The sequence below is a fragment of the Pseudomonas sp. NFACC10-1 genome (assembly GCF_900119195.1).
Lineage (GTDB): Bacteria > Pseudomonadota > Gammaproteobacteria > Pseudomonadales > Pseudomonadaceae > Aquipseudomonas > Aquipseudomonas cerasi.
The window spans coordinates 102570-117575 of the sequence record NZ_FPJB01000003.1 but is presented as its reverse complement, the minus strand read 5'-3'; the positions used below and the strand labels follow the sequence as shown (position 1 = coordinate 117575).

The following is a 15006-nucleotide window of genomic DNA, read 5'->3' as shown; positions in this document are numbered from 1 at the left end:
CTTAAGCGCGTAGCAGGTGCGATCAGGGCGTCTTTTTCAAGGCCGAGTCCGCAGCCTTCTCGACTGCCGGATTGGTTCCACCCAGCCAGACATTGACGCTGTCGACACTCTCCTGCGGCGGACGGCCTGCCCATCGATTGAGGATGAACAGGTTGGTGATGAAGTCGTACTGTGCCCTGAGCAGGTCACGCCGCGCCTTGAACTCGTTCTGCACGCTGGTCAGCACATCGACCGCGTTCACCACGCCATAGGAAAAGGCTTTCTGCGCCGCAATACTCGATTGCTCTGCCGATCCCAGCGCGTTCTTGTTGGCGCGGATCTTCTCGACACTGGAAAACGCCGTCAGGTAGGCGTTGGTGGTTTCCTTGACCACCTGGCGGCGCACGCTTTCCACATCCTGTTCGGTGGCCAGTTGCTCGTTGTACAGCCCACGCACCCGCGCAGAGGTCGAGCCGCCGCTGTAAATCGGCACGCGCACGCCGATTGTCGCCACATAGCTGTCGCTGCGCGGTGACAGGGTGTTGTCGTAGCCCACGTCACTTTGCTGGGCACCCAAGGTGAAGGTCAGCGTCGGATAATGCCCACCCTTGCCTTCACGTACCGCGGCGTTGGCAACGTCGAGACTGCTTTCACGAGCCTTGAGCAGCGGGTTGCTGTCGATGGCCTGGGCCACCCAGGTATCCATCGATTTAGACGGCGCCTGCAGCGCAATGTCGTTTCTGATGCGGCTCAAAGGCTCGGTGATCGGCCGCCCGACAATTTCAGAGAGCGCAGCACGGCTGAGCCTGATCTGGTTACGGGCATCAACCTCCTGTGCGGCCAGCAAATCGACACGCGCCTTTAGATCCAGCAGATCAGTGACCACGGCCATCTTCTTGTCGTACATCGCATTGACCCGATCCAGGCTCTTTTGCGTCGCCCGGCGCTCAGCCATGATCAGCTCGAGTTCATCGTCGGCAGACAGCGCCTGGAAATACCGTCTGGCCAGATCAACCGTGGCCTCAGCCTGGGCATCTTCGGCCTGATGCCCCTTCTGCTCCGTCGTGCTCTTGGCCTTCTGGTAGGCTTCCCAAGCCTGTTTGTTGTACAGGTACTGGGTCAGGTTGAGCGAATAGCTGGAGTTGTTATAAAGCTCGCGCTCCGTGTCATCCTTGCGCAGGATCCGGTTGTAACTGCTGTTCGCAGTGACCTGCGGCAACAGCCCGCCAAAGGCATCACGCTCGCTGTCGACTGCCGACTGAGCACGCAGATAGGCAGACAACACTCGCGGGTCTTCCAGACGCGCCTCTCGATACAGTTTCATCAGATCCACGGAGTATGCCGAAGCACTGGTGACCTGAGGCGCAGCGGGCTGCGTAGGGTCTGCATGAACCTGAATACTGACCAGCCCGAGGGAAAGGAACACAGGAACGAAGCGCAGCACGATCATTCCTCGATCATTGATTTGATAAACACATTGGACGCCGGCTTCAACAGGTATTGAAGCATGGTCCGTTCGCCAGCATTGATCAGCACTTCAGCGGGCATGCCCGGCTGCAGCTTGTGGTCACCAAGACGCTTCAAGCCTTTCTCGGTCAGTTTTACCCGAACCAGGTAATACGGCTCACCGGCATCGTCTTTCAAACGGTCGGCGGAGATACGCGTCACCTCACCCTCGATGACAGGAGTAGTAGCACTGTTGAAGGCGCTGAAGTGAACGTCCGTCAGCTTGCCGATGGAAATCCGGTCAATGTCGGTGATAGCGACATGAGCCTCAACGACCAGCTCGGAAGATTCCGGCACGATATCCAGCAACGGCGTGCCAGCGCTGACTACACCGCCCACGGTATGAACCTTCATGTCCAGTACCATGCCGTCCTCAGGGGCCCGAATGACCACGCGAGACAGACGGTCCTGCAGCGCGGTAGCGGTCTCCTGCAAATCGAATACCTTTGACTGCACATCGCTCAACTCTTTCGCGACGTCAGAGCTGAAGTTCTTGTTCAACTGAATGATCTGCAGTTCGGTCTCGCTGATCTGTAGCTGAGTCTTGGTGATCGTGGACTCGTGATCGGCCACTTCGGACTTGAGCATGTCCAGCTTGCGCTCCTGCTCAAGCAATCGTTGCTTATCCACGAAGCCCTGAGATAGCAGATCCTTCAGCTCGGTGATCTCACTGCTGTAGGATTTTTCAAGGCTGATCTTGGTGCGGATCATGTCTCGCAGACCACTGATCTGCTGCTTCAATTGCCCGATGCGCTCGCGTTGTACCGATATCTCGGTCAGGCGGGAGTTTTTCCGGGTGCTGAATACCTGTTGCTCGCCTGCTATGGCCTCTTTGGCCCGCACACTGTCCGTACCACTGATGGTCAGTGGCGGAATCGAGGGCAGTTCGTCGCGCTCGGCGCGCAGTCGCGCCTCCCTGGCCTGGGTAGAAATCAACTGATTGCGGGTCGACTCGTATTGAGAGCGCAATTGCGAGTCGTCCAGCACGATCAGAGGATCACCCTTGTGAACGGTGTCCCCATCACGGACAAGCAGTTCCTTGACGATACCGCCTTCAAGATGCTGAACCGTCTTGCGATAACTCTGCACCATCACCACACCTGAGCCATACACCGCATTATCCAATGGAGCCAGCGCTGCCCAGGTACCGAACAGGCCGAAGGTGACCAGTACGATCGCCACACCGATCCGGCGAATCCCGCGATCGGAGGTGGGCATGTCATCCGCGTGAGTGTCGAGCGTGGATATTGTCTTAATGCTCATTCATGAATTCCTTTCACGCGCCAGGTTGCGCCGGTGCAACACCGGTGGCTGCAGGAGCCACTCGTTGCTGAGCCTGCTGCGCCTTGGCCTGTTGCTGTGCCAACTCGGCAATGACCTGATCACGCGCGCCGTACAAGGTGATGGTGCCGGCGTTCATGACCATTACCCGGTCAAGCCGCGACAGAATATTGGGGCGGTGAGAGACGATGAATACCGTGGCACCTGACTCCTTGATCAGTTGCAGCGCCACGCTCAGGGCACGCTCGCCGACTTCATCGAGATTGGAGTTGGGCTCATCCAGCACAATCAACCGCGGGCTGCCGTAGATAGCCCTGGCCAGACCGATGCGCTGACGCTGTCCACCGGACAGGTTGACGCCATCACTGCCGATCACGGTGTCGTAGCCGTCAGGCAACTGCAGGATCATTTCATGCACACCCGCGGTGCGCGCCGCCAGAACCACTTTCTCGGGGTCGACCTTGGTAAACCGGGCGATGTTATCGCTGATGCTGCCCTCGAACAGTTCGATATCCTGTGGCAGATAGCCAAGGTGCGGGCCAAGCTTCTGTTTGTCCCAGGCACTGATGTCGGCACCGTCCAGACGCACCGTGCCGTGCTGCGCAGGCCAGATGCCCAACAGAGCTCTTACCAACGTCGATTTGCCTGCCGCGCTCGGCCCGACAATACCCACAATGGTGCCAGCCGGCGTTACGAAACTGATGTTGCGAATGACCGGGTTCTTGCCACCCGGCGGTGTGACTACCAGGTTTTCGACCTGAATATGCCCTTCGGGATCAGGCAAAGCCATGCGATCCGGTTCGTTATGCAGCTTTTCAAGCGTTTCACTCAGGCGAGTGTACTGAATGCGCGCAGCCACAAAACCTTTCCAAGTGCCGATAATCTGATCGACCGGAGAAAGCGCGCGCCCCAACAGCAGTGAGCCAGCCATCATCAAGCCAGGATTCATTTGGTGAGTTATGACCAGGTACGCACCCAGAGCCAACATGATCGACTGCGCCCAGTTCCTGAAGGTTTTTGAGATTGAGGTAACAATACCGCCCTTGTCGCTGGCATCAGACTGCAGCACCAGGACTCTGCGCTGACGAACACCCCAACGAGCCATCAGAGTATCGAGCATCCCCATGGACTCGATGACTTCAGCGTTACGCAGGTTTTTGGTAGTCACCAGATTCGCAACCATGCTCTGCTGATTGGCTTCGGTCAGTGCCTTACCGGTGAACCGGTGGTTCAGATAGGCAAGTATTATCAGCACGATTGCAGAACCGACGGTCATCCATCCAAACCATGGGTGAAACAGGAACATCACGGCGGTATAAATGGGCAGCCAGGGAGCATCAAAAAATGCGAAAAGGCCATTACCGGTAAGAAACTGGCGCAACGATGTAAGGTCGTTTAGAGATTGTGCCGACGCATCCATACCGCCACTTCTCAACGCTTTCCTGAAACTGGCTCGATAGACGTCACGGCTTAGAAGGACATCCAGCCTGTTGCTGATACGAACCATGATTCTGGAGCGAACCCACTCCAGCGCTCCCATAGTGATCATCAGTACGGTCAGGATCAAGGTCAGCATGATCAAGGTCGGGACGCTGCTGCTGGGCACCACTCGTCCGGATATCTGAATCATGTAAAGGGTGGGGGCCAGCATCAAGGCGTTTACAAACAGACTGAAGAAACCGACTGAGATAAAGCTGCCTTTGCAAGCCTTGAGGGCTACCTGCAAATTATTTTCGTGTGAACGACTCATAGAATCCGTACTGATGAGAGAGCGATGAACGCGCGGCAGTGTAGCACCTGCTTTTGAAGCAAAGCAGCATTGAGGCGCCATCAAAATACGCAAAATTCAGCCAGATACAAGTGAAGGTTTCCGGGCGTCAAGGTTCGACACCGCCACACATACCGCCGGAAACCTGAACAAACTTCGAAAGTTAAATCTTTCAATCTGACAGTGCAAAAAAGCGCGCAATGCAAAAACTGTCATATAGGCAAAGGCGCAGTAAGCAGTGAAAGGATACGGATCCGACTTCAACAAGCCTTTATACGGCATAGACCGTCAGCACACGAGGCGCCCTGCCTGCAACTTAAACGATTCACCTATCGTGAATTGTAGAACAATATCGAGAGCTGGACCCGCTTGATATGAAATTCGACAGATTTGCCAAATCTGGTCTTTAGAGAAAAACGTAAATCTCTACGCCAGCGCGGAAACATCTCGAATCAATCGGACCGAGCACAAGAAAGGACTCGAAAACCTGCGGCATTCCGCCGCTTTGCGACAATAAAACGGTACTTTTGGCCAGAGTTTGTACACGAGAAATCTCCTACACAAAGCCACGAAAATTCATCTGATTCAAATTGACTTTTCCTACCAAAGGACTACTCTCGCAATCTGGCTAGCACAGAGCCACCAACCATGTGTAGCAGTACCCGAGCAGTGTGTTATCAGCCCTGTAGAAGGACTGACGGCGTAGCCGGCTTAGGATAAGAAGGAAGCTTGTTGGGTGCAGTCTCCAGAACTTGATGGACTAAAGATCAGCTCTCGCGTGACGCTGCTCGAGCCAGGAATGTACATATTCCGTTATGCCTCGCAGCCACCCGCGGACAAGCCTGTGTGCATCGCACTGCAGCAAGCCCCCCTTGGTAAGGGATCTATTGATTTCTTTCCGGCCGAAGGTGTCAGCAAGAACATGCTGACCCGGCTTGGCGATACCATCGTTGCTCGCGTCAAGGGTGGCATTACCACGGTTCTGATCACCGAATACCATATGTTCGATGCAGTCATCGACCCTATCGACTTGCGCATCGACCGAATCGACACCTCCACCGCCATCATGCGCAATTTCACTATTGCTGCGACCGCCGAACCGAGCGCGGCGATCTCGTCAACTCCCATGCCCGTGGCGCTCAAGCTGGTTGCGCATCTGCAGGGAGAAGGTGATGTGGTCTCTACGGAAGGCTGGGCAGGCGAACCTCACGGCACCCGGCGCCTTGAAGGGTTTTCCATCCTGTGGGGCGACAAGCCGGCAGGCGTGGACCTGGTTTACACCTCTACCGTTGCAGGCTCCGGCCCTAGCCCTAATGTCGCTTCGGGAGCCTTCACAGGTACCCGCGGCAAGTCTTTGCCTCTGGTCTGCGCAGGTTTCAGCCTGGTAGGACCCAATCAGCATTTTTACGAATTGTCTGGCCACCTTGTCTTCCGCGGCGCTGCGCCGCAGGTCATTGTCGCCAACCAGATGATGTACGGCCCCACTGGCACAGAGCCCCTGGTGGCGTTACACATTTGCATCGCACCCGCTACGAAGATGAACGCTGCCCGCTATAAGTCTCCGTGGGAAAACTCTGCATTGACGCAGAAAATTAGCAGCACAGGCCAGATGGCTTGAAGTAACAGGAATTTCCCATGCAATACGATGCCCCGGTAACTACAACTCAGTTCAACACTTTTCTGACGGCTACCAATCTGACTGACAGCACCACGGCTGCAATCAGTACTCTTCTGGCTCTCGACACTGCGACCACCGTAGACCTCGCTAGCTGGGATGGCGTAAACGCTCTCCAGATTCCTACCGGCCAAACCGGTACTACTGACGTCATCACCGGCACTATCGCTGGTGCACGTGGCGATCTGGTCACCCTGAATGTTACTGCTGAAGTGGCTGCTGCCAAGGCAATCATTCTGGACAGCCAGGCTAACCTGAACGTCAACATCACTCCGACCATCGCTACTGATGCTGCTGCCGACGTTTCGTCGCTGGCTCGCGTTGCTGTGTCGGCTGATGCTTCCGCTACCACTCAGTTCCTGCTGACCACTGGTACGGGCGATGACGTAATCATCGTCAATGGCAATCAGAACAACTTCATCGATGCAGGTGCAGGCAACGACACCATCATCACTGGCAACGGTAACAACACTGTTATCGCTGGTGCTGGCAACAACAACGTGATCACCGGTAGCGGCAACGACACCATCGTTCTGAGTGGCACCAACCACGCAGACGTCGTCAATGCAGGCGCAGGCTACGACGTTGTTCAGTTGGACGGTTCGGTTGCTGACTACACCTTCACTGCTGGCAACAACTTCAACGTCAACCTGACCGGCGCGCAAACTGCCTCGATCACTGGCGCTGAGTTCCTGACCTTCGTCAACACTACTACCAGCGCTGTTGAAACTGTTGTTCTGGCACAGAACGATACAGAAGCTACAGCTCTGCGCATGTTCGAAGGCATTCTGGGTCGTGACGCAGATCTGGGTGGCGCTCAGGCGTTCGCTGGCCTGGCGAATTCCGGTGCATCGTTGACCGACATCGCCAATAGCTTCCTGAACTCCTCCGAGTTTGCCGATACTTCCTCTGCGGCTCCTATCAGTAGCTTGTACACTGAACTGTTGGGCCGTGCGGCAGACGCTGGTGGCCTTGCCAACTGGCAAGCAGTGATAGCTAACGGCGGCACTCTGGCTGACGTTGCAGCAGGCCTCGCCGTTTCCACCGAGGCGCAAGCTCTCGACCAGTCGAACGGCGACTTCGTCCGTGACCTGTACACCTCAGTACTGGGTCGCGATGCCAATCAGGATCAAGGTGGCCTGAGCAATTGGGTATCCCAACTGTTCAACGGCACCAGCCGTGCTGAAGTGGCTCAGGGCATCGCTGGTTCGCAGGAAGCTGCAACCAAGGCAGATAGCGATTTCATCAACAATCTGTACCTGACCGCTACCGGTCGCGCCGCTGATGCAGGCGGCAAGGCTGCATGGAGCGACTTACTGGCCAACGGCGGCACCCACGCTGATGTTGCTATCGGCATCGTAGGTTCTCCAGAGGCAGTAGCACATAACGACAACGTTATCGTGCTGCACGGCGCGGTGTAACTAGCCCCGTCGTTGTAACAAATACGCCCGGCCGCAAGGCCGGGTCGTATGCAAAAAGGGGCGACTTTCGGGTCGCCCCTCTTTTATTTTTAAAGTGAACACGCCAGCTTATGTCCAGACACCTCGACCGTGGGCGAGAAACGCTCATGGATATGTTTCATCGCCACCGCCAGGCCGATGAGCACGACCTTGCCACCGTGGCACTCGAGTGTGCGCTGCAGACCCCTGAATACCGTCCGGAAGCACTGGTCTGGAAAGGTATCGAGGCCCTGCCGCAAAACCCAAAGCTTGCTTTTATTTATTTGCTCAACGCCGCGCATGCTTTTCCTCTGCGTGCGGACATTCACGCCCTGCTCGGGCGCAGCATCATTGCCCAGGGTCAGCCGTTACTGGCCAACCGTTACATGAGTAATGCCTGGCAAAAACTGCCTGCCGACGCTTCGCTACGCATGATGCTCTGGCAGGCACGCAGCCTGTCGGAAACACCTGAAGACTTGCGCCGCATCATTCTCGCGCACCTTCCTGATATTACCGCTGCCAACGAACTCGCTCTGGTACTCAAACTGCTGGCTGCGCAGACCGGATTGCCAGGCGCGCTCGGCGTGGTCCGTTACCTGCCTGATGTGCAGGAGATCCACGGCTGGGCCATCGACGTGCACAACGTGCAGACGCCTGTGTCGTTGCAACTGGAAGCCAACGGTCACTTGATCAGCATGGTTGCCAGCGCCCCGCACCCGTTACTGACAGCGGCAGGATTGCCTGCGGCTCACGGCGGTATTCGCATCAAGGTGCCCAATGCCACCCCTGCCGTGCATGTGCGCTTCGATAACGGCACCGCGCTGCTGGGCAGCCCACTGTCAGCGATGCCGGTTTTCGTTGCTCCACCTGCGGCGTTGAAGGTTGGTGACAAGCAGCCGGTGGATGTACTCATCCCTGTTTACGACGGCCTGGAAGAAACCCTTGAGTGCATCAACAGTGCACTGGAGGCGCGCAAACGTAATCGCACACCTCACCGCCTGGTGGTGATAGAAGACGCAACGCCGGTCCCCGCTCTGCGCAAAGCCCTCAAGGTTCTCGCGGGCAAGGGCAAAATTACTCTGGTGCAGAACCCCATCAACCTGGGCTTCATCCGCAGCATGAACCGCGCGATGGCGTTAAGCCCCAAGCAGGATGTGGTCTGGTTGAATGCCGACACCCGTGTGCAGGGTGACTGGCTGGACCGGCTGCGCACAACTGCCTATGCCGACGAGACCATTGCCTCGGTCACCCCGTTCACCAATAACGGCGAGTTGATGAGCTTTCCTGAAAGCCGATTCAGCCATCCGATGCCCAGCGCAGCAGAACAGGCCCGCCTGGACGATCTGGCGCGAATGACTGGCAGTCCGGCCATGGAGCTCGAAACCGGCTGCGGCTTTTGCCTGTACATCAAACGCAGCGCTCTGGACAGTGTGGGTTATCTGGATGAAGTCGAACTGCTGCGCGGTTATGGTGAGGAAACTGACTGGTGCCTGAGAGCGCGCGGCCTGGGTTGGCGTCATGTCGGAGCGCCGAATGTGTTCGTTGCGCACCAGGGTGGCATTTCATTCGGCGCCGAAAAGGCGCTGCGGGTTGCGCACAATAACGCCATCCTCAAGCGTCGATACCCGGACGCGTCATCGCGCTATGAAAACTTCTGCCTGCGCGATCCCATCAGGCCCGCGCGTCAGGCTCTGCAACGCGCGCGCCTTGTGCAACTGCCCGAGCAGTTGTCGACACCCGCATTACGGCAGTTGCATATCGCCAACAGCACATCGCAAGCGCCTTTAAGCCTCACCTGGCGCAACAAGGGCCAGCATGCGCAGGCAACGCTGCAGGCCAACGTGCTGCCGCTGGCATTCAGCCTTGATTACGAACTGCCTGCCCACACCGAGCAACTGCTGCAAGACCTGCGCAGCCTGCCACTGGACGAACTGATCTATCAGAACCTCGCCAATTGCCCTGAAGCGCTTTGCGCACTGGCCGAACAACTGGATAAACCTTACCGAATCGTTTGCCGCGATGACGTGTTGCTCACGCCAGACAGCCGCTTCGACTGGCCGCATTTCGCACGCAAGGCGCAGAGCATCGAGTTGCCGTGGCAGGCCCTGCGCGAGCGTTACGCTGCCGCTCTGCCCCAGGCCAATATTTTGATCCGGTCAGCCCCTCAAACGCTGCCGAACAACGATCTTGTACCAACCACCCTGCTGATTGCCGACCGCCTTTCAGACCCTGACATCGCCAAACAGTGGCTGGAACTGGGCAGGCGCATCACATACGAAAACCAATCTCTGGTATTGCTCGTTGCAGAGGACGGCCCGTGGGTCAAACCCTTGCTCGCCACTGGCGCAATTCATGCGTTACCCATCGCGCAAGGCCTGAGCCAGGCCGACTCCGTCTTGCTTGCCGGATGCACCGCTGCATTGAGCCTGGAGCGCAGCCCAGGCGCATCCTGGCGCGCTGCGGACCTGGCTGTCGAACTGGATCTGCCGCTGTACGCCATGCCAGGGCCGCTCGCCCAGGAAGCCGGAGCATTACCGATCAACACACTGCCTATTTCATTGAGTCGGACATGATCTCAGAACACACACCGGTCAACTCCGACCCGCCCCCCCAGCCCTCCGGTAATACACGATTCAATGGTGCCATCACCGGCCTGTATGGCGATGTACTGCAAGGCTGGGCGCTCGATACCCTGCATGCGGATGAACATCTGGTTGTCGAGGTCTACATCGACGGCGCCTGCGTTTCACTGGTCCGGGCCGACCAGTTTCATCCCCGCGCCGGTGCGGATGATCCATTCCATGGCTTTGGTGTACAGCTGCGCCAAGGCTGGCTGGATAATGCAAAGCACATCAGCGCCCGGGTGGCCAACAGTGACTACTGGCTTGCTGGCGACCTGCAATTACCGACCACGCCCAGCGCAGAGCCGGCGCCCATCGCGTCTCAGGTCTGGCACAGCGGTGGCCTGAGGCTCGGCGGCTGGTCTTGGGACCCGGATGCACCGCAGCGGCATGTGCAAATCACCGTGCGAGAGGGCAGTCGGGTACTTGGTCAAGCTACGTGCAATGTTCATCACCAGGCGCTGGTCTATCGAGCAACGAGCGATCACGGTTTCAGTTTTGATCTGCCTTGGGAACTGGCTGATGGTAAGCCACATACACTGGACATCGAAAATGACCTCGGCCATACGCTATCCGGCAGCCCAATAACCCTGTGCTGCTGGCACGACGGGCTGGAAGGTCTGCTCAAGCAGCATGAGCACGCACCCACCGAGCAAAATCTGGCATTGCTGACCCGGATTGCAGCGGACCAGGCAATGCGCCTGCCGAAAAGTGCAGGCTTTCATCATTACCCCGAGTGGTTTGAACGCTTCCGTCCTGCTGCGCCAAAAGACGATCAACCGCAGCAATGCAGGATCGGTTTGCTGTTAATAAGTGATGGCAACAGCACGCTTGAAGCCATCAGCCTCGCGAGCCTGAACGCCCAGCCCACAGCGCCTCATCAGTTGGTCAAAGCAGACGCCGCAGACCTGCTGCCCGCACTCAAGCAGTTACTTGAAGCCGGCTGCGATGCAGTGGTCCCGCTGATGGCCGGCGATCATCTGGGAATGCACGCACTGGAACACCTGAGTGCTCTGCTCGACGATGGCTGTGCGTGGGGTTATGCAGATTGTGATCGCGATGGTCCGCAAGGCGAGCGTAGCCTGCCGTGGTTGAAACCGGTATGGGACATCGACCTGTTTATGGGGGCCGATATCTTCACCCCCGGTGCGATCTTCGGCGCTGCGATCATCGATAAGGCACTGGCGCTGATAGCCGCCACTGATGGCCAGCGAACTCTTGATTGGCATCAGTTGAGCGCGGCCATCGCTCTGGCCAGCGAAACCGGTCAGGCTATGGTGGCGCATCTGCCGCAGGTGCTCTACCACCGCAGCCAATTCGCCCCGGCCAGCCCCGAGCAGGTCGAGCCATCAGCCCAGCGTCTGAACGCCATCGCCTGGTTGAGCGAAAGCCTCGCATCAGGTGCCAGCGTCACACAACTGCCGAACTTCCCGGCGCTGTTGCGTACGCAGTGGCCCTTGCCGGCCACCCTGCCCCGCGTCAGCCTGATCGTTCCAACCCGCGACCAACTCGGGTTGCTGCGCACCTGTATCGAAGGCCTGCTGACCGCGACTGATTATCCTGACCTGGAAATCATCGTTGTCGATAACCAGTCCAGCGACCCGCAAACCCTGATTTATCTGCAAGAGTTGTCTGGGCGCGGAGTGAAGGTTCTGCCCTACCCTCACCCTTTCAATTATTCGGCCATCAACAATTACGCCGCCACCCACGCCTCCGGTGAACTGATCGGGCTGGTCAACAACGACATCGAAATCATAGCAGCCGACTGGTTAACGGAAATGGTCAGCCAACTGCTGCGTCCGAACGTCGGCGCAGTAGGAGCCAAACTGCTGTGGCCCAACCGCATGGTGCAACACGGCGGCGTGGTGGTCGGAGTCAATGGACTGGCCGCGCACACTGGCAACCATCTGGAACAACGCGATGCCGGCTACCTGGGGATGAATCAGATCACCAGACGCCAAAGCGCAGTTACGGCGGCATGCCTGCTGTTGCGCAAATCGGTCTTCGATACGCTGCAAGGCCTGGATGAACAGGCTTTCCCGGTGGCTTTCAATGACGTGGATCTGTGCCTGCGTATTCGACAACAAGGCTTAAACATCATATGGACGCCATTTGCCGAACTCATCCACGCCGAATCGGCCAGCCGCGGCAAAGACCAGACTCCGGAAAAGCGAGCCCGCGGCCAGCGCGAACAGCAAGGCTTTATCGAACGCTGGTCCCAATCTGGCCAAAGCGATCCGTACTATCACCCGGCGCTAAGCCTGGATTATTTGAGCGGGCCTTACGGGGGCTTGGCGATTCCGCCAAGACATAGGCAGTTACGACGCGTAGGCACTTAACTCAAGAGATCTTATGAGTATTTGCAAGCCTAGCCTTCAGGTTGTGCAAGGCGCTACTGGTCTAAGGTGATGGCCAACAGTTCCGAGACTGGTTGTACGTAGAAGATCACTACTGCGGTATTCGCCGTGCTCTGGAAGTCGATGCGCTAGGCTAGACTTACAATATGGCGGCTGGAACAAGAAGGCCAATATCGATATTGTCCAGACCCTGTGTGCCTTGCTCGATGAACTGGCTCCAGCCGCCGGGCTTGAGGTCATCAATCGGAAGACCGGCCAGCCGGTCAGAGCTTACGCAGAGCTGATCACATATGTGACCCATCGCCATGGCCATGACCGTCGCTATGCGATCATGCGCGCAAGATTGAACGCGAGCTGGGCTGGAAGCCTGTGGAAACCTTTGACACCAGAATTCGCAAGACCGTGGAATGGTATCTGGCCAATCAGAAATGGGTAGGTGGCGTCATGGATGCAAGTTACCGTGACTGGATCGTGCAACAGTATGAGGTCAGCGACGCATGAAGATTTTGCTGCTGGGCAAGAATGGTCAGGTTGGCTGGGAGCTGCAGCGCGCTCTGGCACCGCTGGGCGAGGTGATTGCGCTGGATCGTCAGGGTGCCGATGGCCTGTGCGGTGATCTGGCCGATCTGGAACGCCTGGCCGCCACGGTTCGTGCGCTGGCGCCTGATGTGATCGTCAACGCAGCGGCCTATACAGCTGTGGACAAGGCAGAGAGCGAGCCGGACCTGGCGATGTTGATCAATGGCGAAGCTCCAGACGTTTTGGCTAGAGAGGCTGCGGCACTGGGCGCATGGCTGATTCACTACTCCACTGATTATGTGTTTGATGGCAGTGGTGAAGAACAATGGCAGGAAAGCGCGCCAACCGGTCCGTTGTCGGTCTATGGCCGTAGCAAGCTGATGGGCGAGCAGGCGATTCAGGCCAGTGGTGCCAAGGCATTGATACTGCGCACCAGTTGGGTGTATGCGGCGCGCGGCCACAACTTTGCCAAGACCATGCTGCGCCTGGCCGCCGAACGCGACTCGCTGAACGTGGTAGCGGACCAATACGGCGCCCCCACAGGTGCCGAACTGATCGCCGACGTCACTGCGCAGATTCTGCATCGAGTGCGCGCTGATCAGAACCCGGCAGCATTGGCAGGCATCTATCACCTGGCTGCTGCCGGTGAGACGTCATGGCACGGCTTTGCACAGTTCGTTCTGGAACACGCCGCACGTAATGGCGTGGCATTGAAGGTAGCGCCCGACCAGATCGGCGCCATCCCCACAGAAGCGTATCCAGTGCCGGCACCGCGCCCGCGCAATTCGCGGCTGGCTTTGAGTAAACTAGAAACTGCTTTTCAATTGAAGATGCCGTCTTGGCAACAAGGCGCACAACGCATGCTGGACGAAATCCAGCGCTAAGGACTCTCATGGCTCGTAAAGGAATCATTCTGGCTGGTGGATCGGGTACCCGTTTGCACCCGGCCACGCTATCTGTCTCCAAACAGCTGTTGCCGGTGTACGACAAGCCGATGATCTACTACCCACTGTGCACGCTGTTGCTGGCCGGGATCCGCGACATTCTGATCATCTCCACACCGCAGGACACGCCACGCTTCTCGCAGCTGCTGGGCGACGGCAGCCAATGGGGTCTGAACCTGACCTACGCCGTGCAGCCAAGCCCGGATGGCCTGGCTCAGGCGTTCACCATAGGCGCAGACTTCATCGGCAACGATGCATCGGCGCTGGTACTGGGCGACAACATTTTCTACGGCCATGACTTCCAGTCGCTGCTGCTCAATGCCAGCAACCGTGAGTCGGGTGCCTCGGTCTTCGCATATCACGTGCAGGACCCCGAGCGTTATGGCGTAGCCGAATTCGATGACAGCGGCCGAGTGCTGTCGCTGGAGGAGAAGCCGCAGGTTGCCAAGTCGAACTACGCCGTCACCGGCTTGTACTTCTACGACAATCAGGTGGTCGATCTGGCACGTCAGTTGAAGCCCTCCCCACGCGGCGAGCTGGAGATCACCGATCTCAACACGCTGTATCTGGAGCAGAAGCAACTTCACGTCGAGATCATGGGGCGTGGCTATGCCTGGCTGGACACCGGCACGCATGACAGCCTGCTAGAGGCCGGCCAGTACATCGCCACGCTGGAAAGGCGCCAGGGCTTGAAGGTCGCCTGCCCGGAAGAGATCTGCTACCGCGCGGGCTGGATTGATGGTGCGCAGCTTGAAAAGCTTGCACAGCCGTTGATCAAGAATGGCTACGGCCAGTATTTGAAGAATGTGCTGAAGGAAAAGGTCTTCTGATCTGAATCTGGCGGTTCGAGATGCCAGATCGATAAAGGGCGCGATACCGTTTTTAACGGCATCGCGCCCTTTCGCTGTTTAGCGCTG

Annotated in this window: 9 protein-coding genes and 1 pseudogene; 7 read left to right on the top strand and 3 right to left on the bottom strand. The window is 57.6% G+C overall.

The window, feature by feature from the left end; all coding sequences use genetic code 11:
• Positions 1-22 precede the first annotated feature (22 nt).
• Genes BT119_RS09135 through BT119_RS09125 form a run of 3 tightly spaced genes read right to left on the bottom strand, consistent with a single transcriptional unit; the run spans position 23 to position 4516 of the window.
• Positions 23-1429 (bottom strand): TolC family outer membrane protein, encoded by a 1407-nt coding sequence (locus tag BT119_RS09135; RefSeq protein ID WP_072365482.1) that lies wholly within the window; start codon positions 1427-1429, stop codon positions 23-25.
• Complete coding sequence (locus BT119_RS09130; RefSeq protein WP_072365480.1) at positions 1426-2748, bottom strand: HlyD family type I secretion periplasmic adaptor subunit; 1323 nt, start codon at positions 2746-2748, stop codon at positions 1426-1428. The genes BT119_RS09135 and BT119_RS09130 overlap by 4 nt, the downstream gene beginning before the upstream one ends.
• 13 nt (positions 2749-2761) lie before the next feature.
• Positions 2762-4516, bottom strand: a complete 1755-nt coding sequence (locus tag BT119_RS09125; protein WP_072365477.1) for a type I secretion system permease/ATPase — start codon at positions 4514-4516, stop codon at positions 2762-2764.
• An 817-nt stretch (positions 4517-5333) separates the two neighbouring features.
• Between BT119_RS09125 and BT119_RS09120 the strand changes: the two genes are divergently transcribed.
• The 7 genes and pseudogenes from BT119_RS09120 to rfbA all read left to right on the top strand — a co-directional run bounded on the left by BT119_RS09120 (position 5334) and on the right by rfbA (position 14919).
• Positions 5334-6152, top strand: a complete 819-nt coding sequence (locus BT119_RS09120) for a hypothetical protein (RefSeq protein WP_175550570.1) — start codon at positions 5334-5336, stop codon at positions 6150-6152.
• A 17-nt stretch (positions 6153-6169) separates the two neighbouring features.
• Positions 6170-7630: a DUF4214 domain-containing protein gene (locus BT119_RS09115; protein WP_072365472.1), complete on the top strand. Its 1461-nt coding sequence runs from the start codon at positions 6170-6172 to the stop codon at positions 7628-7630.
• A 146-nt stretch (positions 7631-7776) separates the two neighbouring features.
• Entirely contained in the window at positions 7777-10221 is a 2445-nt protein-coding gene (locus BT119_RS09110; RefSeq protein WP_175550564.1) for a glycosyltransferase family 2 protein, read from the top strand.
• On the top strand, positions 10218-12608 hold the full coding sequence (locus tag BT119_RS09105) for a glycosyltransferase family 2 protein (RefSeq protein WP_072365467.1): 2391 nt from the start codon (positions 10218-10220) through the stop codon (positions 12606-12608). Before BT119_RS09110 ends, BT119_RS09105 begins: the two co-directional genes overlap by 4 nt.
• Before the next feature lie 65 nt (positions 12609-12673).
• A pseudogene (locus tag BT119_RS26735) lies at positions 12674-13127 on the top strand (GDP-mannose 4,6-dehydratase); the annotation flags it as partial.
• Positions 13124-14029 carry a dTDP-4-dehydrorhamnose reductase gene (rfbD, locus tag BT119_RS09095; protein WP_072365464.1) on the top strand — a complete coding sequence of 302 codons (906 nt, stop codon included), beginning with the start codon at positions 13124-13126 and terminating at the stop codon, positions 14027-14029. The pseudogene BT119_RS26735 and the gene rfbD, both read left to right, overlap by 4 nt.
• Before the next feature lie 8 nt (positions 14030-14037).
• Positions 14038-14919, top strand: coding sequence for a glucose-1-phosphate thymidylyltransferase RfbA (gene rfbA, locus BT119_RS09090; protein WP_072365461.1), 882 nt, complete (start codon positions 14038-14040; stop codon positions 14917-14919).
• Positions 14920-15006 lie beyond the last annotated feature (87 nt).